The sequence below is a fragment of the Aestuariivivens sediminis genome (assembly GCF_022662105.1).
In the GTDB taxonomy this organism is placed as follows: Bacteria; Bacteroidota; Bacteroidia; order Flavobacteriales; family Flavobacteriaceae; genus Aestuariivivens; species Aestuariivivens sediminis.
In genome coordinates, this window is sequence record NZ_JAKMCP010000001.1 from 66583 (window position 1) to 88357 (window position 21775).

Annotated in this window: 21 protein-coding genes; 8 read left to right on the plus strand and 13 right to left on the minus strand. The window is 41.6% G+C overall.

What is annotated here, in order from left to right:
* Nucleotides 1–87: 87 nt before the first annotated feature.
* The 4 genes from MR054_RS00265 to MR054_RS00280 form a co-directional block, all read right to left on the minus strand.
* A complete protein-coding gene (locus MR054_RS00265; protein ID WP_242155086.1) occupies nt 88–1044 on the minus strand; it encodes a 1-acyl-sn-glycerol-3-phosphate acyltransferase in 957 nt (318 codons plus the stop codon).
* Nucleotides 1045–1135: 91 nt separating this feature from the next.
* Nucleotides 1136–2029 carry a bile acid:sodium symporter family protein gene (locus MR054_RS00270; protein ID WP_242155087.1) on the minus strand — a complete coding sequence of 298 codons (894 nt, stop codon included), beginning with the start codon at nt 2027–2029 and terminating at the stop codon, nt 1136–1138.
* 3 nt (nt 2030–2032) lie between these two features.
* Nucleotides 2033–2368 carry a tRNA-binding protein gene (locus tag MR054_RS00275; RefSeq protein ID WP_242086126.1) on the minus strand — a complete coding sequence of 112 codons (336 nt, stop codon included), beginning with the start codon at nt 2366–2368 and terminating at the stop codon, nt 2033–2035.
* Between the two features lie 98 nt (nt 2369–2466).
* Nucleotides 2467–3486 carry a DUF3500 domain-containing protein gene (locus MR054_RS00280; protein ID WP_242155088.1) on the minus strand — a complete coding sequence of 340 codons (1020 nt, stop codon included), beginning with the start codon at nt 3484–3486 and terminating at the stop codon, nt 2467–2469.
* A 190-nt stretch (nt 3487–3676) separates the two neighbouring features.
* Here MR054_RS00280 and MR054_RS00285 point away from each other — a divergent pair, with 190 nt between their 5' ends.
* On the plus strand, nt 3677–4234 hold the full coding sequence (locus MR054_RS00285; RefSeq protein WP_242156348.1) for a thioredoxin family protein: 558 nt from the start codon (nt 3677–3679) through the stop codon (nt 4232–4234).
* On the opposite strand, the gene MR054_RS00290 is transcribed toward MR054_RS00285, so the two are convergent.
* The 3 genes from MR054_RS00290 to MR054_RS00300 all read right to left on the minus strand — a co-directional run bounded on the left by MR054_RS00290 (nt 4231) and on the right by MR054_RS00300 (nt 6277).
* A complete protein-coding gene (locus MR054_RS00290; protein ID WP_242155089.1) occupies nt 4231–4716 on the minus strand; it encodes a GNAT family N-acetyltransferase in 486 nt (161 codons plus the stop codon). The genes MR054_RS00285 and MR054_RS00290 overlap by 4 nt on opposite strands.
* Complete coding sequence (locus tag MR054_RS00295; protein WP_242155090.1) at nt 4717–5262, minus strand: YfiT family bacillithiol transferase; 546 nt, start codon at nt 5260–5262, stop codon at nt 4717–4719.
* A gap of 82 nt (nt 5263–5344) precedes the next feature.
* Nucleotides 5345–6277, minus strand: a complete 933-nt coding sequence (locus MR054_RS00300; RefSeq protein ID WP_242155092.1) for a peptidylprolyl isomerase — start codon at nt 6275–6277, stop codon at nt 5345–5347.
* A gap of 145 nt (nt 6278–6422) precedes the next feature.
* Between MR054_RS00300 and MR054_RS00305 the strand changes: the two genes are divergently transcribed.
* On the plus strand, nt 6423–8039 hold the full coding sequence (locus tag MR054_RS00305) for a sulfatase family protein (protein ID WP_242155094.1): 1617 nt from the start codon (nt 6423–6425) through the stop codon (nt 8037–8039).
* Between the two features lie 45 nt (nt 8040–8084).
* On the opposite strand, the gene recQ is transcribed toward MR054_RS00305, so the two are convergent.
* Complete coding sequence (gene recQ, locus MR054_RS00310; RefSeq protein WP_242155096.1) at nt 8085–10289, minus strand: DNA helicase RecQ; 2205 nt, start codon at nt 10287–10289, stop codon at nt 8085–8087.
* A gap of 202 nt (nt 10290–10491) precedes the next feature.
* Here recQ and MR054_RS00315 point away from each other — a divergent pair, with 202 nt between their 5' ends.
* The 4 genes from MR054_RS00315 (at nt 10492) to lptB (ending at nt 13444) form a co-directional block, all read left to right on the plus strand.
* Nucleotides 10492–11457 (plus strand): KpsF/GutQ family sugar-phosphate isomerase, encoded by a 966-nt coding sequence (locus tag MR054_RS00315; RefSeq protein WP_242155098.1) that lies wholly within the window; start codon nt 10492–10494, stop codon nt 11455–11457.
* Nucleotides 11457–12290 (plus strand): twin-arginine translocase subunit TatC, encoded by an 834-nt coding sequence (gene tatC / locus MR054_RS00320; protein WP_242086097.1) that lies wholly within the window; start codon nt 11457–11459, stop codon nt 12288–12290. Before MR054_RS00315 ends, tatC begins: the two co-directional genes overlap by 1 nt.
* Nucleotides 12280–12636 (plus strand): carboxymuconolactone decarboxylase family protein, encoded by a 357-nt coding sequence (locus MR054_RS00325; RefSeq protein ID WP_242086087.1) that lies wholly within the window; start codon nt 12280–12282, stop codon nt 12634–12636. Before tatC ends, MR054_RS00325 begins: the two co-directional genes overlap by 11 nt.
* A 67-nt stretch (nt 12637–12703) precedes the next feature.
* A complete protein-coding gene (gene lptB / locus MR054_RS00330; RefSeq protein ID WP_242086078.1) occupies nt 12704–13444 on the plus strand; it encodes an LPS export ABC transporter ATP-binding protein in 741 nt (246 codons plus the stop codon).
* A 438-nt stretch (nt 13445–13882) separates the two neighbouring features.
* Here lptB and MR054_RS00335 read toward each other — a convergent pair whose 3' ends face one another.
* Together MR054_RS00335 and MR054_RS00340 are read right to left on the minus strand one after the other, a co-directional pair.
* Nucleotides 13883–14758 (minus strand): DUF808 domain-containing protein, encoded by an 876-nt coding sequence (locus tag MR054_RS00335; protein WP_242155099.1) that lies wholly within the window; start codon nt 14756–14758, stop codon nt 13883–13885.
* A 10-nt stretch (nt 14759–14768) separates the two neighbouring features.
* Entirely contained in the window at nt 14769–15497 is a 729-nt protein-coding gene (locus MR054_RS00340; protein ID WP_242155104.1) for a CDP-alcohol phosphatidyltransferase family protein, read from the minus strand.
* Nucleotides 15498–15622: 125 nt separating this feature from the next.
* Between MR054_RS00340 and MR054_RS00345 the strand changes: the two genes are divergently transcribed.
* Together MR054_RS00345 and MR054_RS00350 are read left to right on the plus strand one after the other, a co-directional pair.
* A complete protein-coding gene (locus MR054_RS00345) occupies nt 15623–16693 on the plus strand; it encodes a putative type IX sorting system protein PorV2 (protein WP_476774948.1) in 1071 nt (356 codons plus the stop codon).
* Nucleotides 16694–16705: 12 nt separating this feature from the next.
* Entirely contained in the window at nt 16706–17917 is a 1212-nt protein-coding gene (locus MR054_RS00350; protein ID WP_242155106.1) for a lipoprotein N-acyltransferase Lnb domain-containing protein, read from the plus strand.
* A gap of 11 nt (nt 17918–17928) precedes the next feature.
* On the opposite strand, the gene MR054_RS00355 is transcribed toward MR054_RS00350, so the two are convergent.
* Genes MR054_RS00355 through MR054_RS00365 form a run of 3 tightly spaced genes read right to left on the minus strand, consistent with a single transcriptional unit; the run spans nt 17929 to nt 21709 of the window.
* Nucleotides 17929–19320 (minus strand): exopolysaccharide biosynthesis polyprenyl glycosylphosphotransferase, encoded by a 1392-nt coding sequence (locus MR054_RS00355; protein ID WP_242155116.1) that lies wholly within the window; start codon nt 19318–19320, stop codon nt 17929–17931.
* 60 nt (nt 19321–19380) lie between these two features.
* Nucleotides 19381–20394, minus strand: coding sequence for a glycosyltransferase family 4 protein (locus MR054_RS00360; RefSeq protein WP_242155121.1), 1014 nt, complete (start codon nt 20392–20394; stop codon nt 19381–19383).
* The gene (locus MR054_RS00365; protein WP_242155123.1) at nt 20354–21709 is read right to left on the minus strand and encodes an O-antigen ligase family protein; all 1356 of its coding nucleotides are present in this window, start codon (nt 21707–21709) and stop codon (nt 20354–20356) included. The genes MR054_RS00360 and MR054_RS00365 overlap by 41 nt, the downstream gene beginning before the upstream one ends.
* Between the last annotated feature and the right edge of the window lie 66 nt (nt 21710–21775).

The following is a 21775-nucleotide window of genomic DNA, read 5'->3' on the forward strand; positions in this document are numbered from 1 at the left end:
TCAACTAAACTAGACCAAAACCACTAACAACGTCATGTTTTAGTGGTTTTTTTATGCCCTGAATCCCCTGACTGTTATGAATAAGGCTTAGGTTTTGACCCTTACCAAAGTCAGGATTAAAAATAGCAGGACATAAAGGAGTGTCACCCCCCATCCAAACATAAAAAACAGGACAGAACCCATCAGTATGAGCCAAAGGGGCACCAAAGTTACGGCCATAGCAAACCTGAATGTCGATCTAAATTCTATCTCCACTATTTTCGGTTTCACCATCCGGTTCCAAATGAGATATGGCCCTATAATAGTACATATAAAAAGTATGTTTATCCATTTCTTTAAGGGTCCTAATGGCTTCTCCTTTTTAAATGGAACATTTGAAAAATTGGTGGCCATGCAGGTATTAACGGCCTTCGGATATAGAAAGTTAACGCCCAGGGATTCCAGTCGTTTTAAGGTCGCCTCATAGTCATGAGCGGGAATATGAGTGGTGAGTTGCGAAATTTCACTATGGATACGTTCTTTAAGATTTGCTGCAGAGGTATTTTTGTCCGCACCCAGCACCGCTTTAGCAGCAATGGGCTCACCGTAGTAAATAGATACCTCATCGGGAAACCCTTCAGCCTTTTTAAAATTGAAGCCTATGGGCACCAACTGTAAATCTGTATGAGGGTGTTTTTCCAAAGTTTCAAGAATAATCCTGGTAAATCCTTTGCTTAAGGGTCTCACCGTCCTTACCAGGCTATGGCTCCCTTCAGGAAAAATGGTAACTGCTTCTCCCTTATGCAACAGCCCGGTACATCTATTAAAAATAGCATTGTTCTGGGTGATATTGCTCCATCCATCCCTTATGCGATACACCGGCAGCATTCTTAGGGTGTGCAAAACTTTACTGACCATGGGGTTCTTAAAAACCCCCGCTCGCGTTAAAAAATAGGCAAAGCGTCCCGAAGTTGTAGCGATTAATAAGGCATCCAGTAGGGCATTTTGATGGTTTGCCAAAAACAATATAGGCTTATCCTTTGGAATAGCCCCTTGTTTGACCACAATTATGTTTTTGAAATAAAAAAATAAGCCTATGTTAATATAGGTTCGAATGACCTGTAGCCAAAATGATTTTAACACATTTCCCAAAGCATCATGTTTTTCTGGCCCATAAGGACGCAATTACCAATCCGGAAATGATATGCCAAATACCCCAAAAGGCAGTTATTATGGCCATACCACCCAGGCCGTCAAAAAAAGTAAAAATAAGTAACAAGCCCAAACCGGAGTTTTGAATTCCGGTTTCCAGAGTTATGGTCTTTCTGTTTTGCAAGGACAAATTAAAAAGATGGGCCACCATAAACCCCAAAACAAAAGCTATAAAATTGTGTGTTACGGTAAGGACAAACACACGATGAATATACAAATTAAAAACATCCATATTTCTGGCAAAGGCCAAAACCACAATAAACCCAAAAACCACAATTGAAAAAGGCTTTAAAAATTTGGACAGACGCCGTGCCCCGGATTCATTTTTACGGCGGTAATACATGCCCAACACCAAAGGAATGCCCAATATGAGTACCACCAGTTTGAAAAGATCGAAAAAATGTAATTCCACCAAGTGTAAAAGTTGCCCTGTGGGTTGGTACAACCCCCCATAAAACTGAAAATTAAAGGGCGTCATAATAACAGCTAAAAGTGTCGCAAAAGCAGTAAGACTCACCGATAAAGCCGTATTTCCTTTGGCCAGATGGGTCATGAAATTAGAAATATTACCCCCGGGACAGGCCGCAACCATAAACATCCCCAAAGCAATACTGGGCTGTGGTTTTATCATAATAATCAGGATATAGGTCAAAAACGGCAGTAAGACAAACTGGGTCACCACGCCAACCATAAGCAATTTTGGTGCTTTTAGTAACTGTTTAAAATCATCCAAAGTAATACCCAGGGCCACACCAAACATGATGATGGCCAGTGCGATATTCAGCACCCATAAGCCGGTATGGTCAAAATTAATTTTTACCTGATCCAGTTCCACCATCGCTTAAGCCACTACAGTTCCATTCTTAATGCTGACTTCAGGATGCAAGAGGATAACTCCCTTACCGCTTACGGCTCCCAGGACCAGGCACTCGCTCATAAAATTGGCGATTTGCTTTTTGGGAAAATTGACGACCGCAACGATTTGGCGATGCAATAATTCATCCTTTGTGTATAAGGCGGTAATCTGTGCCGAAGATCTTTTAAGGCCCAGAGCTCCAAAATCAATAGTAAGTTGATAAGCGGGATGTCTGGCTTCGGGAAAATCATCTACGGCCACAATGGTGCCCACACGTAAATCTACTTTGGTAAAGTCCTCAAAATGTATTGTATCACCCATATTTTAAAATTACCTAAAAATAACACGCCTGCGAAACCCATTTGAAAGCCCATGCTCTCAGGCCTGTCAACCCTTAATTTAGACCCATGAACAGGATACTACTCGTGTTTATGATGGTTCGAATTTTTATAATGTTCTTTAATGAGGTCCCTGCCAAAATCGCCATCAAAATCCCGCCACACCAAATGGATATGGTTTGCATTATTTTGGGTATTGTCGAATTCAATTAAGAAGGTTTTACCCTGGACCCTATAGTAATGGCCCACTCCCCGGGTTAACGATCCGGCCCATCCAAACCGAATATCAGGAAATTCCTCCCTAAAGATTTTATGACCCCGCTGTTCTGCCAGGCCCTCGGGCAATGTGGCGAGATATTCCTGAATGATATCTTTAAGCAGCCTCTGCTGGGTGTCATTTAAGGTCTTAGCCTCAATGCCAACAGGATCCAAAGGTTTAACTTCTGCAACTTTGGCGGTGGTAATATCTGCAAATGCCGTTTCCATAAAAACAGCCTGATGCCGTTGTTCATCCGACAGTGCCGCCATAAACGCATAGGCCAGATCTTCTTCCCTGTCTAAGGTTCGCTCTCCGGTTCTCGGTCCGGCGGTGATCCTGGCCGGATTGGCTCCAAAAAACCTGGGGGCAACAGATACGCTGCCTTCCGAAATGGTAAAGTTTAAAGACACATGATGCCCTTCGAACGACCAGGCCCACAGCTTATCCGTTCTCGGATTTCCATAAACAGCAACATAGTAAGCCCCGGCATCCCTGAAGGTCGGATTGTGTTCCAGCTCAGCCAAAACCCGTTCCAAATCCATGATACGTTGGGTTTTATGATAACCCACCTCCCCTAAAAAACTTTGGAGCATTTTAAAAAAGAGTTCCTTTTGGCCCTCACGCAATTGATTAAGTGAAATCCCTTCCCTGGGCCACATCTCACTGGGTAAAAAATGCCAGGTTTCGCGTGATTGATCCGAGAAAGAGAGCATGACCTCCTTCAGTTGGTTCTCATCCAATGCCTCTAAGAAAGCAATAGTAGGGTTGTTAACCCTTACACTAAAGGCCATAATTAGGGCCAATACCGGGACCCCTACTAAAAACGTTAATCGGTTCATCATGTTTTCATTTTAATGACACATCCTGTCTACAATGAGGCTTTTTACCAAATGTAACTATTATTTTCCAATTGTATTTTCAATACTAGGGCTTTTAGTCCCACGAATTCGTTTTCCATAAATCATAACATATCCATGGCTTTCGATTATTCATTCTACAGATTAATGCTTAATTTTGAAAAAACATTACGCTATGGCCAGAACACCTTCAAAGATGCTGCCCCTCGGAACGCAGGCACCGGATTTTTCACTGAAAGACACCGTTACCGATACCTTTATGGGTTTAAAGGACCTGAAAGGGCGTAAAGGAACCGTTGTCATGTTTATTTGTAATCATTGTCCATTTGTTATCCATGTGAACCAGGGATTGGTTTCCGTGGCCAACGATTATATCGAAAAAGGAATTGGATTTGTTGCCATTTCGAGTAATGATGTGGTAAACTACCCACAGGACAGCCCCGACAACATGAAAATACATGCCAAACGGGAAGGCTATCCCTTTCCGTATTTATACGATGAAACCCAGGACGTCGCAAAAGCCTATGACGCGGCATGCACTCCGGATTTATATGTCTTTGACGCCTCGTTGCAATTGATTTACAGAGGCCAGTTAGACGATTCAAGACCCGGAAACGGGATTCCTGTAACCGGTAATGATTTGAGACACGCCCTGGACTGTTTAATTGAAAACAAGGATAACAGCAGGCCTCAAAAACCAAGTATAGGATGTAATATTAAGTGGAAGGTTTAAGTCAGTTGCAATTGCCATATCCCTATGGTTTGCCAGGTATTGAATTTAAATCCGATATCTTTTAATTCCCCCGCCTTCTGAAACCCAAACTTTTCGTGCAGTTTAATGCTGGCCGCATTCGGTATGGTGAGCACCCCTAAAATAGTATGGTAATGGGCTTCTTTTAACTGACGGATCAATTCGGCATACAACTGGGTTCCTATCTGCTGGCCATGCGCATCATGTTTAACATAAACCGTTGATTCCACAACATAATCATAGGCCGGTTTAGGCCTAAACCGACTCCCGTAAGCATAGCCCAATATCTCGTGATCCGCTTCAAAAACGATAAAAGGATATACCGCCGTTATGTCCTTCAATTTGTATTGGAAGGTTTCTAATGAAAGCGGTTTAATATCAAAAGTAACTGCCGTGTGCAATACGTAATAATTGTAAATGTCCAGCAATGCTTTGGCGTCATCGAGATGTACAGGTCTTATCATTTAATTCCAACCGTTACGTTTTAGGGTGTTTTCTATATGGGCATAATGGTGATTGCAATGCCAGGCATAAATGCCAACATTCAGTTTAAGTGGTATTTCCGATTGGGTTTCGGGATGGATAAAACTCCTGCTCCATTCCGTTTCACTCAATCCTTTCAGTAAATAAACCAGCTTATGGTGCACCACCTTCAAATGTTCTAAAGACATGCCTATGGGCGCCGTTTTCGTATCGTGAAGTTCCGCCCAGAGTGCTTCGTTATAGGCCTTAATCACGGGTTTCTCCTCGGTTAAGGCCCATTTAAACCGTATGTAACTATGATGATGGCTGTCCGAAACATGATGCACGACCTGTCTTAGGGTCCAGCCTTCCGGTCTGTATCTCGTATCCAGCTGTTCCTGGTTCAACCATGCCACCAGATTTTCCAGTTGCTGTGGAAATTCCTCCAGGATGGTTATCCATTGCGTTAACAGCTCACCGGTAATGGTATCTGGTGCTGTAAATTTTCCAATAGGATAGCGCAGTTGTTCCAGGTCTTGACTTTTCATATATAAATATAAAAAAAAAGCACTTCAACTGAAGTGCTTTTAACTCATAATTCAACCCCATTTGGTTTAAAGCATTCCTTGCTTAGGACACCTGCATTAACTCGACATCAAAAATGAGCGTTGCATTTGGAGGAATAACGCCTCCGGCACCGGCACTGCCATAAGCCAAATGACCGGGAATGACAAAACGGGCTTTGTCGCCCACCTTGAGCAACCCTATGCCCTCATCCCATCCCGGAATGACTTGTCCTACACCAATGGTAAAATCTATGGGTTGGTTACGCTTATAAGACGAATCAAACACCGTCCCATCTGCTAACTGACCTTTATAATGTACTGAAACTGTTTTTCCTTTTTCGGCTTTTGCGCCATCCCCTTTCTGAATGATCTGATACCGTAAGCCGCTATCGGTTTTATTAAATCCGGCAGCAAGTTTTTCCAATTCCGCCTCAGCCCTGGCTTTTTCTTCAGCCAGTCTTTTTTCTCTCGACCCTTCAAATTGCCTGAAGGACTCCACGGCGTTAAATTCCTCCGCGTCTGTACCTACTCGCAGTATTTCGAGGGTTTCAATAACATCCCCCTGGGCTATGGCATCAACAACCTCCTGTCCCGATTGCACTTTTCCAAAAACGGTATGATTGTTATCCAACCAGGGTGTTTCCACATGGGTGATAAAAAACTGACTCCCATTGGTACCCGGTCCTGCATTGGCCATAGATAGTACACCGGGACGGTCATGCTTCAGGTCCGGATGAAATTCATCATCAAATTTATATCCGGGATTCCCGGTTCCCGTACCCTGAGGACATCCGCCCTGGATCATAAAATCGGGAATTACCCTATGGAACTTTAATCCATCATAATAGGGTGTTCCCTGTGGTTTAACAGAATTTTCCAGGTCGCCTTCCGCCAGAGCTACAAAATTACCAACCGTTCCGGGTGTTTTTTTGTATTCTAAAGCCACGAGAATCTCTCCTTTTGTCGTATTGAATTTTGCATATAATCCGTCTTGCATCCTAATATTTTTTAAATGAGTGGCAAAGATAACCATTACAGCCATATCTCTGTATATAAGTCCACAATTATTGGGGAAAAGCTATTAGTTGCAGTGCTTTTATATTCAAATAGTTGTATTTTAGTATCCTATCAATACCCAACCTATGATTCGATTATATTTTAGATTCAGGAGCTATGTCATGGTTTTAATTTTTGTTTTGTGCCAGTGCTGCCATTCAAAAAAGACAGAAACCGCCCCCAAACGTCCTAATATTGTGTTTATAATGTCCGATGACCATGCCTATCAGGCCATTAGTGCATATAACAGTACGCTCATCCAAACCCCAAATATAGATCGCCTTGCCAGTGAAGGCATGTTGTTTACCAATGCCTCGGTCACCAACTCGATCTGTGCGCCTTCAAGGGCCGTAATCCTCACGGGGAAGCACTCCCATATTAATGGTAAAATAGATAATCTATCCCCCTTCGATACCACCAATGTTACCTTCCCGCAATTATTTAAAACCGCGGGATACCAAACCGCTATGTTTGGCAAATTACATTTTGGCAATAACCCCAAAGGCTTTGATGAATTCAAAATTTTACCCGGTCAAGGCGATTATTACAATCCCAAATTCATTACCTCCACAGGAGACACCATTGTAAAGGGTTATGTCACCGATATTATTACAGATCTTACCATCGATTGGATGGATAAACGGAGAGATACAACCAAACCTTTCCTGCTCATGTACCTTCACAAGGCGCCCCACAGAAGCTGGCTCCCGGCACAAAGGCATTATACCAGGTATTCCAAAAAAACATTTCCCCTCCCCTCGACCTTGTTCGATGATTACAGCACCCGGGGTACTGCCGCAAAAACAGCGGAAATGAACCTTTTAAAGCACATGCACCTGGGATATGACAATAAACTGACCCAGGAAACTTTTAATACGCTCAATATGGATGATACGGGATTACGCAATGGGGCCATTAAGCGTATGTCGGAGGAGCAGAAAGCGCAGTGGGATTCAATATACAACCCTATAAATGACGAATTTATTGCGCAGTTTCCAACGATGACGGACTCTACCCTAATGGTTTGGAAATACCAACGGTATATGCAGGACTATTTAGGGTGTATTGCGGCGGTAGACGAAAATGTAGGTCGCTTATTACAGTATTTGGATACCCATCAACTGAGTGATAACACGGTGGTTGTCTACACCTCCGACCAGGGGTTTTATTTAGGGGAGCACGGTTGGTTTGATAAACGTTTTATGTATAACGAATCCTTTAAAACACCCTTACTCATCAAATGGCCTCATAAAATTCATCCCGGAACAACACAAACCGAACTGGTACAAAATCTTGATTTTGCACAAACCTTTTTAGAGATTGCCGGAATTCAGGCACCGGAAGACATGCAGGGCAAAAGTTTGGTACCCTTATTAAAAGGGGAAAAGGAACGTTGGGATAGGGATGCCGTATATTACCATTATTATGAATATCCTGCCGAACACGCCGTAAAACGCCATTATGGGATTGCCACCAAAAGCTATAAACTCATCCACTATTATTATGATGTCGATGAGTGGGAACTTTATGATAATGAAAAAGACCCCCATGAACTAAATAATGTATATGAAAATCCCGACTATGCCGACATCGTTAAGGACCTTAAGGCAAAACTTGAAACCTTAAGAATACAATACAAAGATTCCGATACGCTGAACAATCATTATATTCAAATCTATAAGGACAAGGGATATATAAAATAAGGCAAATGGAACAGGGGGTGGCAACGATGACCCCGATGAAACGATCTAATTTGCCACTTCACTGATAAATTTGATGCGGTAAAGTCTTAGTTCTTCGTCGTCGTAATCCCCATCAAACTCATCAATAGCGTTATCAATGCTATCGGTATCCGATTCCATGAAGTAGTCATGGATTTCTTCCTGTTGGTCTTCATCTAAAATATCATCGATCCAATAATCGATATTTAATTTGGTACCGGAATAGACTATGGCTTCCATCTCCTTGATAAAATCTTCCATACTCATGCCTTTAGAGGATGCAATGTCATCAAGAGGCAGTTTTCTATCGATATTTTGAATGATATACAATTTGTTGGCCGAATTACTGCCTGTGGATTTAACCACCAGGTCATCCGGTCTAATAATATCATGCTCCTCAACATATTGAGCAATCATTGCGACGAAATCCTCACCGTACTTTTTGGCCTTACCATCTCCAACACCATGCACGTTACTGAGTTCGGAAATGGTAGTCGGATATTTCAATGCCATATCCTCCAAAGATGGATCCTGGAAGATCACGAACGGCGGCACACCCAGTTTTTTAGCGTTTTTTTTACGTAGATCCTTTAGCATACCCATTAAAACCTCATCGGCCACTGCACCGCCTCCTTTGGATGCTGTGATGATACTTCCATCATCTTGTTCTCCATCAAAAATATGATCCTCGGTCATCATGAACGATTCCGGTTGATCGATAAACCTTCTGCCCGCTTCCGTTAATCGGATAACACCATAGGTTTCAATGTCCTTTTTAAGATACCCGGCAACCAAAAGTTGTCGTAATAAGGCCATCCAATATTTTTTATCCTTGTCCTTACCAATACCAAAGAATTTTAATTCATTGGTCTTATGGGAATTAATTAAGGCATTTTCCTTTCCAATAAGCACCATGACCAAATCTTTAGACTTATACTTTTCGTTGGTACTTTTTATGGTTTCAAGTAAAACTTTTACATCATCCCTGGCCTCATGCTTCTTTTTGGGATGTCTCACATTATCATCCATATCACCACCTTCGCCCGTTTCATTATCAAAGGGCTCCCCAAAATAGTGCAGGATGAATTTTCGTCGGGAAATTGATGTTTCCGCAAAAGCGACCACCTCCTGCAACAAAGCATGACCAATCTCCTGTTCGGCCACAGGTTTTCCGGACATAAACTTTTCGAGCTTCTCAATATCCTTATAGGAATAAAACGCCAGACAATGGCCTTCTCCTCCGTCACGTCCGGCTCTTCCCGTTTCCTGGTAATAACTTTCTATACTTTTAGGGATATCATGGTGAATTACAAATCGTACATCGGGTTTATCGATCCCCATACCAAAGGCAATGGTGGCGACCACCACATCGACATCTTCCATAAGAAACATGTCCTGATAACTCGATCTGGACTTGGCATCCAGCCCGGCATGATAGGGTACCGCCTTGATGCCATTTACCTGTAAAACCTGGGCCAATTCCTCAACCCGCTTTCTACTCAAGCAATACACAATACCGGACTTACCTTCATGTTGTTTGATAAACCGTATAATATCGGCATCCACCTGTTTGGTTTTAGGCCGAACTTCATAATACAGATTGGGACGGTTAAAGGAAGCCTTAAAGACCGTGGCCTTTTGAATGCCCAAATTTTTTATGATGTCTTCCTGTACCTTGGGGGTAGCCGTCGCCGTTAATGCGATAATGGGAATATTATTTCCTATCCTGCCAATAATATGTTTCAGATTTCTGTATTCCGGTCTAAAATCATGGCCCCATTCACTTATGCAGTGGGCTTCGTCTATGGCCATGAATGAAATTTTTACCGAACGCAAAAAGTCGACATTTTCTTCTTTGGTTAAGGATTCCGGTGCCACATAGAGCAATTTCGTGATCCCATTAACAATATCTTCCTTTACCCGTTTTACTTCTGTTTTATTGAGTGAAGAATTTAAAACATGTGCAACGCCCTCCTCATTGGATACCCCCCGAAGGGCATCTACCTGATTTTTCATTAGGGCTATCAATGGGGAGACCACAATAGCCGTTCCTTCCTGCATTAATGCCGGCAACTGGTAACATAGGGACTTACCGCCTCCGGTGGGCATGATAACAAAGGTGTTATCTCCCGATAAAATGCTTTCAACCACGCCTTCCTGAAGTCCTTTGAATGTATTAAACCCAAAATACTTTTTTAATGCAGCGTGCAAGTCACTTTTTGCTATTAACATGAACTTTGAAAAAAATTAAACGCATTACCTAAACGTACTCAGCCTCAAATTAGTATTAAATTTAGTATTACTAAATGGAGATCCCTCAATGATTTTTTCGTTAGTTTTGTAACTAAATTTTTAAAATCAAATAAAGTTTTATTCGATTAATAACTTAAAGATAAAAAAATCTTTAAAAGCATCAACCAAAAGTAAATAAATTTTGAACCAAAAGAATTCAATTATTAACACGGCAAAACAGACCTTTGAAATGGAAAGCAAGGCCATTTCAAACTTATCGAATCTCATCAATGAGGATTTTGCCGATGCGGTCGAATTAATCTACAAATCAAAGGGTCGTGTTATCATAACAGGTATTGGTAAAAGTGCCATAATCGCCAATAAGATAGTAGCGACTTTAAATTCTACAGGAACTCCGGCTATTTTTATGCATGCCGCCGATGCCATACATGGTGATCTGGGATTAATTTTAAAGGACGATGTGGTGATTTGCATTTCCAAAAGTGGTAATACCCCCGAAATCAAAGTATTGGTCCCTTTAATAAAAAGTGCCAAAAACAAAATGATTGCCATCACCGGCAATACGGATTCGTACCTCAGTCAGCAGGCCCATTATACCCTGAACACCTATGTGGAGAAGGAGGCCTGCCCAAATAATTTAGCACCGACAACCAGCACAACGGCCCAGCTTGTCATTGGCGATGCCCTGGCCATTTGCCTGTTGGAATTACGCGGATTTTCAAGTCGCGATTTTGCCAAATACCATCCCGGCGGGGCTTTGGGTAAAAAACTATATTTAAGGGTAAGGGACATTTCCTCTGTAAATCAAAAACCCAAAGTAACCCGTGATACCCATATTAAGGACGTGATCGTGGAAATTACGGAAAAAATGTTAGGCGTTACCGCGGTAGTGGACGCCGATAAAATCATAGGCATCATCACGGATGGGGATTTACGAAGAATGCTCTCCAAGACCGAAAATTTCATAACGCTCACCGCCAAAGATATCATGAGCAACAACCCGAAACGGATTGATGGTGATGCCATGGCAGTTGATGCTAAAAACATTATGGAAAGCAATGGAATTTCACAGCTTCTTGTTGAAGAACAGGGGGTCTATGCCGGTGTGATCCATTTACACGATTTAATAAAAGAAGGTATCATCTAATGGCAAAGCAAAAGAAGAATATCAATGAGATGTCGTTTCTTGACCATCTTGAGGATTTACGTTGGCATTTAATTCGAATTGTTACTGCGGTGGTTATCGTCGGGACCCTGGCCTTTATCTTTAGCCGTTTCATTTTTGATGATATCATTTTTGCGCCTAAGGACATGGACTTTCCAACCTACAGGATGTTGTGCAAGGCGGCTCAATTCATACATGTGGACACCACCTTTTGTGCCGACAAAATTCCCATGATTATACAAAACCGTACGATGGCCGGTCAGTTTTCTGCCGATATTTGGACCGCCATTTTGGCCGGCTTCATAATCTCATTCCCCTATGTCATTTATCAGCTATGGCGCTTTATAAGTCCGGGGCTTCACGATAATGAAAGAAAACATTCCAGAGGATTTATCATCATCTCCTCGTTGTTGTTCTTCATTGGAGTACTTTTTGGGTATTACATTATTACGCCTTTATCCATCAACTTCCTGGCCAATTACAGTGTGTCTTCGGTTGTGGACAACCAGATAGACATCAGCTCCTACATTGCTCTGGTCAGATCTTCGGCATTGGCCTCGGGGTTAATATTTGAGCTGCCCATTATTGTATACTTTTTAACGAAGATCGGGTTGGTTACCCCGGAGGTTTTAAGGACCTACCGGAAGTATGCCCTGGTTATCGTTCTGGTCCTGTCGGCCATTATAACGCCACCGGATATCGCCAGTCAGGTTATTGTAGCCATTCCCATTTTAATCTTATATCAGGTGAGTATTTATATTTCTAAGTTAGTTGTTAGAAATGAACGAAAAAAAGCAAAAAAACATGTCAAATAGTGTTAAGGACTTCAATGCCTATCGGTCCAAAATGAACGATAAAATTCTTGCAGACAACAATAAAATCATAAAACGTATTTTTAATTTAGACACCAATGCGTATACCCAGGGTGCTCTGGACGTTAAGACCAAAGAGCTTCTGGGCTTGGTCGCTTCAGCCGTTTTGCGCTGTGACGATTGCGTGAAATACCATTTGGAAACCAGCTATGGTCTCGGCTTAAACAAGGAAGAGGTTGTAGAAGCCCTGAGCATTGCCACTTTAGTGGGGGGGACCATTGTCATTCCGCATTTGCGTCGGGCCTATGAATATTGGGATGCTTTGGAATCTCAAAGTGAATCCTCTTAATTATTTAAAGCATTCTCCTATGGTCATGACTATGATTTTACTATTTTTAGCGTTCAGTATATAATTTATGATTTTAAAAGCCAAAAATTTAATGAAGTCCTACAGTGGACGAAAAGTGGTGAAAGACGTGTCCTTAGATGTCCAACAAGGTGAAATCGTTGGTCTTTTAGGTCCTAATGGCGCAGGTAAAACCACATCCTTTTATATGATTGTTGGACTCATTAAGCCCAATGGCGGTACTATTTTCCTGGATAAAACCAATATTACGAAATACCCCATGTACAAAAGGGCGCAAAACGGTATAGGGTATTTGGCTCAGGAGGCCTCTGTATTTCGAAAATTAAGTATTGAGGATAATATTTTAAGTGTGCTTCAACTCACCAAATTGAGTAAAAAAGAGCAGCATCTTAAAATGGAGTCTCTCATTGAAGAATTCGGACTTGGCCATATCCGGAAAAACAGAGGTGATCTGTTATCGGGTGGTGAGCGTCGGCGTACTGAAATTGCGCGAGCTCTGGCCACCGACCCGAATTTTATTTTATTGGACGAACCCTTTGCTGGGGTAGATCCTGTGGCTGTTGAGGACATTCAGCGCATCGTAGCCCAGCTCACCAAAAAAAATATTGGTATCCTCATTACCGACCATAACGTACAGGAAACCCTCGCTATTACGGACAGAACCTATTTGATGTTTGAAGGTAGCATTTTAAAAGCGGGAGAACCCGAGGAATTGGCGAATGATGAGATGGTACGTAAGGTCTATTTGGGTCAGAATTTCGAGTTGCGTAAAAAGAAAATCAGGGACTAGTTTATTCGGAAATACCCGTTCGATGCATAAGACCCCGCTGTCATTCAGAACGAGCGCAGCGAAGTGAAGAATCTCACTTCCATTCAACCAGATGCTTCAGTCGGTCGTCACAGGCCTTCTTCATATCAAGAGGTTAGCAAGAAGCATTAATATAACTTGTTCCTCCCTTGTTCATAAGGGAGGTGGCTAAAGGTGTAAGCCTTTAGACGGAGGGTTTAAAATAAACTTGAATAATTCTAGATAATTTTAAATCAAACTCCCCTTTCTCGGATTACTTGGCCTGCCCGCCAGCTCGCCCCATCGCTAAATCTATCCACTGGATAGATTTCTAACGCTCGGTCGTCCTCTTTACCCAAAGAGGGCAGCAAGTTGATTTAATATATAGAATATTTAAACAGAGGGTTTAGGAAAAAATAATATTCTGAATTTTCTTATCATTCAAAACAATCGTCTTTTAATCCATTTGACCCCTTTAACCAGTAAAAAAGCTACCGAACCCACAACAACCCCTAAAATAAAATCCTTAATAAAACCAGGCAGACCTTCTAAAACATGGTGAAAAACAGCGATGTTATGGGAAAAAATACCTCCTGCTACCAATAATAGCGCCACTGTGCCAATTATTGAAAGGCTTTTGATCACCCAGGGCAGAGCCTTAATTAAAAAATGCCCCAGGAGACTTAAAACATGTCTTTTATTGGAGGCGTGTGAGCGCACTAATTTATACCCCAGATCATCCATTCTAACAATTAACGCCACAATACCATAAACCCCAATGGTGGCGATCACGGCAACAATAGAAACCACTAAAATCTGAAATACTATAGGTTTTCCGAGCACCGTCCCCAGGGCAATAATGACAATTTCAACAGACAAGATAAAATCCGTAAAAACAGCCGACCGTATTTTCTGCTGTTCTGCTTTTAACAGGTCCTCGTCGTTATGCACTTCTTCGGGCTTTGCTTCAGTGATATGCGGATGAGGCACCAGGACCTCATATATTTTTTCAACCCCTTCAAAGGCCAAATAAATACCCCCTAAAATAAGGGCCAAAGTTACGGCCCATGGCGCAAAGGCACTCAAGAGAAAGGCTACGGGTAAAATAATAAGCTTATTCAACATGGAGCCCTTGGATATGGCCCAGAGCACAGGTAACTCCCTGGAAGACACAAAACCCGTGGCTTTTTCAGCATTTACCGCCAAATCATCTCCAAGGATACCGGCTGTTTTTTTGGTCGTAATCTTACTCATAACCACCACATCGTCCATGAGGGTGGCAATATCATCCAATAAGGCAAAAAAACCGGAAGCCATAACAGGTCACTTATATATTTGAGGAATAATTATCTAAAACAGACATCGCTATATACAGTAAAATAAGCAGCGGTATGGCTGAAAACTGTAAAAGAATCAATAGGATTATACAAAGCATAATGAAAATATACCGTGTCGCATTACCTTTAAAACGGTAGTCCTTAAACTTTAAGGCAAATAATTTAATTCCTGAATTGAGGAGATAACAGCTCAATAGCGTTACGGTCATTAAAAACCATTTGTTCAAGATTATGGCATTCATGGCATCGTTATTCTGAAACTCCAAAATCAAAGCCAACGACAGGATAAACAAGGCATTCGCCGGGGTAGGTAAGCCTTTAAAATAGCTTTGCTGTTCGGTATCGATATTAAAATGGGCCAAACGATAGGCCGAAGCCAAGGGTATCAGTAATCCTAAAAGCGGTAGGCCTGGTAAACCAAAATTTTCCGACAGATCGACCTCTACCCAATCCACCACTGCCAATTCCAGTAACTTATACATGACAATCCCCGGCACCAAACCACTGGTTACCATGTCGGCCAGGGAATCCAATTGCAGGCCCAAATCGCTTTGGACCTCCAGTTTTCTAGCTGCAAAACCGTCAAAAAAATCGAAAAAAATCCCTAAAAAGACAAATAGGCCTGCAGCAACAAAATTGCCGTTCACCGCGTATATAACACCAATACTGCCGCAAAGTAAATTCAAGAGCGTAAAAGCATTCGGAATGTGTCGCTTCATATACTTTTATTTGGTTGATTAAAAATAACAAACAAATATCGTTTAATATAAGCAGAAAACAATATCTATCCCAAATTCAAGTTTATACATTGTAAATTATGTGCATATTTGTAAAAAATTTGTGATTGAAAGTTTACCTCGTTACCATATGCTCCTTTCTAACACTACTCTTAAGTAGTCAGACCACCAGAAAATATTCCAACGAATTTATGAATATTGGGGTTGATGCTGCTGCATTGGGCATGAGCAGTGCCGTAACCTCACATTCTTCCGATGTGAATTCGGGCTATTGGAATCCCGCAGGGCTGTTGGCTCTTGAAGACAATCAACTGGCCTTAATGCACTCCAGTTATTTTGCCAATATCGCCAACTATGATTATGTGGCCTATGCCATGCCATTGGACGATAGAAGTGCAGTTGGCGTCTCATTAATTAGATTCGCTGTGGATGACATTCTAAATACCACCCAACTGATCGATGATCAGGGCAACATCAATTACGACCGCATTAGTCTCTTTTCCACGGCCGATTACGGGCTTACCTTTTCCTATGCCAGGGCCTTACCCGTTGAAGGTCTGAACTATGGGGTAAACGCCAAAGTCATTCGACGGATTATTGGGGATTTTGCCTCCTCATGGGGGTTTGGCTTAGATTTGGGTATTCAGTTTAAAACAGGAAACGATTGGAAATTTGGGGTGATGGCACGGGACATTACCACCACCTTTAATGCCTGGGCCATTGATGAAGATGAATTTGAAACCATCAGGAATGCCATAGAAGGTCAAAACCAGGAACTCCCGGAAACCACCGAGATAACCATCCCCAAATTACATCTTGGTATTTCCAAATTACTCACCTTTAATTATGATTATAAGCTACTGACTGCGGTAAATCTGAATGTTCGTTTCGAAGAGAACAATGACGTTATTTCAACATCATTTGCCAGTATCAACCCGGCTTTGGGATTCGAGTTTGCGTATATCGACATGGTCTATTTACGGGCAGGAATGGGAAACTTCCAAAATGAGCTGCAAATTGACAATTCCGAACAACTTACATTTCAACCCAGTTTTGGGGTAGGCTTTCAATACAATGGCATACAAATAGATTATGCCTTCACCGATATTGGCGATCAAAGTGTGGCCCTGTATTCCAATGTATTTTCCTTAAAGCTCGATTTTAGTATCTTTAGATAATTTCTGTGTGACATGTGTAAAAAACTGCTCGTCCTTATTGTTCTACTGCTTACCGCAACGGTCCAGGGACAACAAAACCGATTATCCCCCGAAGCCGAAATAAGTGTGCTGACCGTAGGTCCGGGGACGGCTTTAAACGATGCCTTCGGACATAGTGCCTTTCGAATAAAGGACCCTATCAAAGGGATCGACCTCGTGTTTAACTATGGGGTTTACGACTTTCAGACACCGCATTTTTACCTCAAATTCGCCCAGGGCAAATTAAACTATTTGATCGGGTTGGATTATTATGAAGATTTCTATGAAAGTTACGTGTCCCAAAACCGGACCATTAAAGCACAGGTTTTAAACCTGTCGCCATCCGAAAAACAAGGCTTGTTCGCGTATCTGTTACATAACTACAAGCCGGAAAACCGAGCCTATCTCTATGAATTCTTTTTCGATAATTGTGCCACCCGTATTCGCGATGTCGTAGAAGAAACGACCCAAAATGATATTACCTTTAATCCCCCGGACGGGTTTAAGGCCAAAACCTTCAGGCAACTCATCCACGATCATGTGAGCTTGAATTCCTGGGGCGCCGTGGGGATAGATGTGGCGTTGGGATCGGTCATCGACAGGAAAGCCTCTCCCTATGAGCATATGTTCCTCCCCGAAAACATCTATCGCTTTTTTAATACGGCTACCATGGCATCAAACCCCGACAAACCATTGGTAAAGCAACCCCGTGTACTGTTCGAGAAGCTGGAAGTAACCCCATCCCATAATTTTTTTACCAGTCCGCTGTTTGTTTTTGGCCTTATCGGGCTCCTAATTCTTTTCATCACCTACAAGGATTTTAAAAATACCCGGCGAACGCCTTGGATCGATGTGGTATTATTTAGTCTTACCGGGGTCATTGGTGTTTTTATTTTACTCCTATGGTTTGCCACAGACCACACGGGGACCCATCAAAACTACAATGTGTTGTGGGCCTTTGCACTCAATCTTTTGGTCATCCCCCAACTGATCAAAACCAAACCGGCCAAATGGTTTCAAAAATACCTGAAGTTTTTAATCATCCTATGGTGCCTGCTTACCTTACATTGGATTATTGGTGTTCAGGTATTTGCCGTAGCCCTCATACCCCTTTTTGTGGCCATAGCCTGCCGATACGTGTTTTTGGTGGACTTCTATGCCCGTATGGAAACCCGAGATAATTCCGAATCAGGTACACAGCCCTAACCCCTGTGCGCCTATTGCCCCCTGAAGAATATCACGGTACTTATGGTTTTTATGAGAATATTAATATCCAGAAAAAAACTGCGGTGTTTGATGTAGTACAGGTCATACTGCAGTTTAAGTAAGCTATCATCTACCGACGCCCCATAACGCGTCATAACCTGGGCCCATCCTGTAAGTCCCGGTTTAATAATGTGCCTCGTTTCATAAAACGGCAATAACTGGGACAATTCCCTGACAAAGTGCGGCCGCTCCGGCCGGGGCCCGATCAAGCTCATGTCACTCCTTAAAATATTTATAAATTGGGGGAATTCATCCAATCTGGTATTTCTCAGGAATTTCCCGAAGGTGGTAATGCGCGTATCATTTTTAGTGGCCCATACGGCACCCTGGTGTTCCGCATCCCGAATCATGGTTCGAAATTTGATCATCCGAAATACCTCTCCATTTTTACCAATACGGTCCTGAATATAAAATAAGGGGCCCTTATTCCCAATAGCGTTTCCTAACAGGATGAAAGGCACCATTATACTTCCGATAACAACCCCAATTGACGCGATCAAAATATCCGAAAGGCGCCTGAAAAACAGGTAGAGTTTATTTTGATTGCTGCGACTAAACGGGAAGTACTTGTAAAAATCCTTACCAACAAACTGTACGGGAACACGATAGGTCATTTCCTCATACACCTGGGTATATTCCTTGATGGGAAACCCGGTTTCCAGGAGATTAATAAGCTTATGATAGATCTCCGAGGTTATATTTTCGGAGTTATAAGTGGCTACCACGATTTCTTTAATGTCAAATTCCTCAATGATTTTATGGATTTCGGTGGGATTATATTCCGGAATTCCCAAAAAACGCAGGCTTTCAGGTTTTTCCAGCTCACAATTTATAAACCCAATAATCTTATAGTTGGGATCGGCTTCCTTAAAGGCATTGATAATACTTTCGATATTGGAGATTTCACCAATTAAAAGCACCCTTTTATAAAAACGCGGGGAAACCACAAAGGTGAGATACATATACCGCCAAATCAACAAAGCACTTAGAATGGAAAAATAAAAATAGAGGATCTGTAAACGATTATCCGGTAAAAAGGGAGTGAAAAACGGGGTTAAAAAATAGAACAACACGGTTACCGATGCGGTCAGGACAATATTGGGAATGACCGATTCCAACCTACTTGATTTTTGAAGATCGTAGAGTTCAAAGACGGTTCCGAATATGGAAATGTATACAATCAGTACAAAAACCCAGGTCCAGTTTTCTTTATTGATACTGAAATAATCGAAATCAAAACTGATGCCAACGCCGTAGAGTAACCCTAAAACGAAAAGTATATCGCACATCCTGAGAAGGACTTTACGCTCTGAAATATTGAAATGAATATTTAGATTGGGCATGAAGATTAAGAATTAATAGCACAGCATAAAGATACCACCTTAAATGTATTAAATTCCGCTTTACTTTAAAACATTCCACCATTGTTTTTTAACTATAGTCCAATCAAAGGATTCCGCTTTCTGTCGTGCTTTTTGGGTGATGTGCATTAGGAGCCCGGGATTTGACCTTAATTGTTTTATGGCCTCCACAAAACCATGTGTGTCATCGGGGTCCACGAGCAAACCATCGGTACCGTGTTCAATTAAATAGGGCATACCACCCACATTGGTGGATACCACCGGAAGACCTAAGGCCATGGCCTCTATCACACTAACGGGCATATTATCCACATGGGTCGTGTTTATAAATAGATTGTAAGCCTTAGACAGGGTTACCCATTCCGCTTTAGGCAACTTACCGGTAAAGGTAACATGAACCTGCAATGCTTTGGCCAACTGTTTGGTGGATTCAAAACTACCGTCACCACTATCGGGTCCCACCATACACAAAGTGGCCACCAGGCCCTGATCTTTTAAGCTTCTTAAAATCCTTACGGCCAATTGCGGGTTATATATAGACGAAAAGGAGCGTACCCATAGGATGTTCAGGTGGTGTAAGGGTCTGGTCTCGAACGGATAATTGGCCAGGCTAAGGCTATTGGGGATATGTGTTACCTGATTATACCCATAACGGGCAAAAGTAGCCTTTAGGAAAAGGGACGGGGCGATGCTCTTATAGGCATATTTGAGCAGTAACCGACAGGAACGGGGGTTATGTTTTAACCGCGATTCTAAGTTACCCCCATGTAAAATAGGAATATAGCGCAATTTTAATCCTCTGCATAACTGGGAGACCAAAACCGCATACCAAAAATTTAAGGTGCTGTACGTATCAATAAGCACATAATCTGCTTTTTTTCTGTACTTAAAACACACCCTCAGCATGTCCAAAAGCCTGAGGACCTTATTTTTCTTTGTAGAGGCATAAATTAAGTGATCCCCTTCCAATTCCAATAAGTATCCAAGGTTGTTTATGCCAGTTTCATTAGACTGTTTATGCTTTAACCTGTTTCCTATGTACAGTAGGTTTGACATTTACAATTTTTAACAAAGATAAGGCATAAATAAAGGCTGGAGCCGCAATCCGCATAGAGGAATGATTAATAGTTAAAAACCAAAAACACAAAAAGGCATAAAAATAATAATTGCTTTTATTTCGAGACCTTAAATCAAAAGGTTTAAATACCAGAATTAGTACCATTATAATACCCAAAATGCCATGTTCGGCCAATAATCTACTAATTTCACTATGGGAGGTCACTCCCTGTCCTTCGATTTCCAAACGCATATCTTTGGCCCTGCTGGATCCAATCCCCAAAAAGGGACTAGAAACAAAACCTTCCAGTTCATCCATAAACAAGGCTACGCGTCCCGTAGTTAGATCACCCTTTTCCCGACCCAAATGATCCTTATTGGCATAACGCAGGTCAATATACCCTTCCGATTCTTTGGAACTGATTACCCATGTTGCCATTAAACTGAGACAAAAGAGCAGGAATACCATAAAAATTTCATTCTTTTTTCGTGCTGAAGCCTTAAAAAAATAAATCACTAAAAAAGCGATTATGACAATTACCGCCGTTACAACCCCTCCCCGACTAAAGGTAACTACCGCCCTATAGGATATTAAAACCAGTATAACTGCATTTAAAATCTTTAACACTGGTGTTGGTGATTTAGTAAAAAGACGAACCGCGATAATAAACATCCCTAAACCTAAAACTGTGGCTACCTGGTTAGGCCCAAAACCACCCGAAGCGGCACGGTTTGATGCCGTACTGGACAACACCTCTTTAATACTTGGGGTATAAAAATAAATATATGCAGTATGGGCAATAATAGGCAATAATATATATAACAAAACTTCGGAGAGTTCCTTGTTGCTTATCTTTTTGTCATACGCAAACAAAGCGGCCAACCCTAAACATATCGGTCCAGATAAAACAAAAGCAATATTGGTTCTAAAATTAGCATCAAAGCTTAAAGTGGTTGAAGCCACAAATATTGAGGGGACCAAAAACATTAAATATATAAAGTACGGATAGGCCTTGCCAGATATACCTCTGTAGAACATACCTATCATCACAAATACAATCACTAAATACTTCGAAGCCTCATAAGCAATAGCTCCTTTAGTCATCCTCAATAAAACCTCGGCCCCTACAAAATAAGCACAAGTCTTTAAAATTTCAATTGTTTTAGAGCTATCGGGAACCACTATTATGCGGTAAACAAAAAAGAGTAAAGCCAAAGCAAAATACAATTTGGCTAGGGTCTCGTTATAATAAATAAGCATACCTATTAAAACATGTAGTCCAATGGCAATTATATATAAATTTTTAAATTTCAAGAATTATTTAAACAATTAGGGAGTTACAAACAAGTAAATATAAAATAATCCCGGTTAAATGGTATG

Excerpts from the sequence above, each read along its gene's own strand:
- MR054_RS00305 (WP_242155094.1), top strand. The coding sequence starts at position 6,423 with ATGATTCGATTATATTTTAGATTCAGGAGCTATGTCATGGTTTTAATT.
- MR054_RS00275 (WP_242086126.1), bottom strand. The coding sequence starts at position 2,368 with ATGGGTGATACAATACATTTTGAGGACTTTACCAAAGTAGATTTACGT.
- lptB (WP_242086078.1), top strand. The coding sequence starts at position 12,704 with ATGATTTTAAAAGCCAAAAATTTAATGAAGTCCTACAGTGGACGAAAA.
- MR054_RS00355 (WP_242155116.1), bottom strand. The coding sequence starts at position 19,320 with ATGCCCAATCTAAATATTCATTTCAATATTTCAGAGCGTAAAGTCCTT.
- MR054_RS00350 (WP_242155106.1), top strand. The coding sequence starts at position 16,706 with ATGTGTAAAAAACTGCTCGTCCTTATTGTTCTACTGCTTACCGCAACG.
- MR054_RS00280 (WP_242155088.1), bottom strand. The coding sequence starts at position 3,486 with ATGATGAACCGATTAACGTTTTTAGTAGGGGTCCCGGTATTGGCCCTA.
- tatC (WP_242086097.1), top strand. The coding sequence starts at position 11,457 with ATGGCAAAGCAAAAGAAGAATATCAATGAGATGTCGTTTCTTGACCAT.
- MR054_RS00300 (WP_242155092.1), bottom strand. The coding sequence starts at position 6,277 with ATGCAAGACGGATTATATGCAAAATTCAATACGACAAAAGGAGAGATT.
- MR054_RS00285 (WP_242156348.1), top strand. The coding sequence starts at position 3,677 with ATGGCCAGAACACCTTCAAAGATGCTGCCCCTCGGAACGCAGGCACCG.
- MR054_RS00340 (WP_242155104.1), bottom strand. The coding sequence starts at position 15,497 with ATGAAGCGACACATTCCGAATGCTTTTACGCTCTTGAATTTACTTTGC.
- MR054_RS00335 (WP_242155099.1), bottom strand. The coding sequence starts at position 14,758 with ATGGCTTCCGGTTTTTTTGCCTTATTGGATGATATTGCCACCCTCATG.
- MR054_RS00360 (WP_242155121.1), bottom strand. The coding sequence starts at position 20,394 with ATGTCAAACCTACTGTACATAGGAAACAGGTTAAAGCATAAACAGTCT.
- MR054_RS00325 (WP_242086087.1), top strand. The coding sequence starts at position 12,280 with ATGTCAAATAGTGTTAAGGACTTCAATGCCTATCGGTCCAAAATGAAC.
- recQ (WP_242155096.1), bottom strand. The coding sequence starts at position 10,289 with ATGTTAATAGCAAAAAGTGACTTGCACGCTGCATTAAAAAAGTATTTT.
- MR054_RS00270 (WP_242155087.1), bottom strand. The coding sequence starts at position 2,029 with ATGGTGGAACTGGATCAGGTAAAAATTAATTTTGACCATACCGGCTTA.
- MR054_RS00295 (WP_242155090.1), bottom strand. The coding sequence starts at position 5,262 with ATGAAAAGTCAAGACCTGGAACAACTGCGCTATCCTATTGGAAAATTT.
- MR054_RS00290 (WP_242155089.1), bottom strand. The coding sequence starts at position 4,716 with ATGATAAGACCTGTACATCTCGATGACGCCAAAGCATTGCTGGACATT.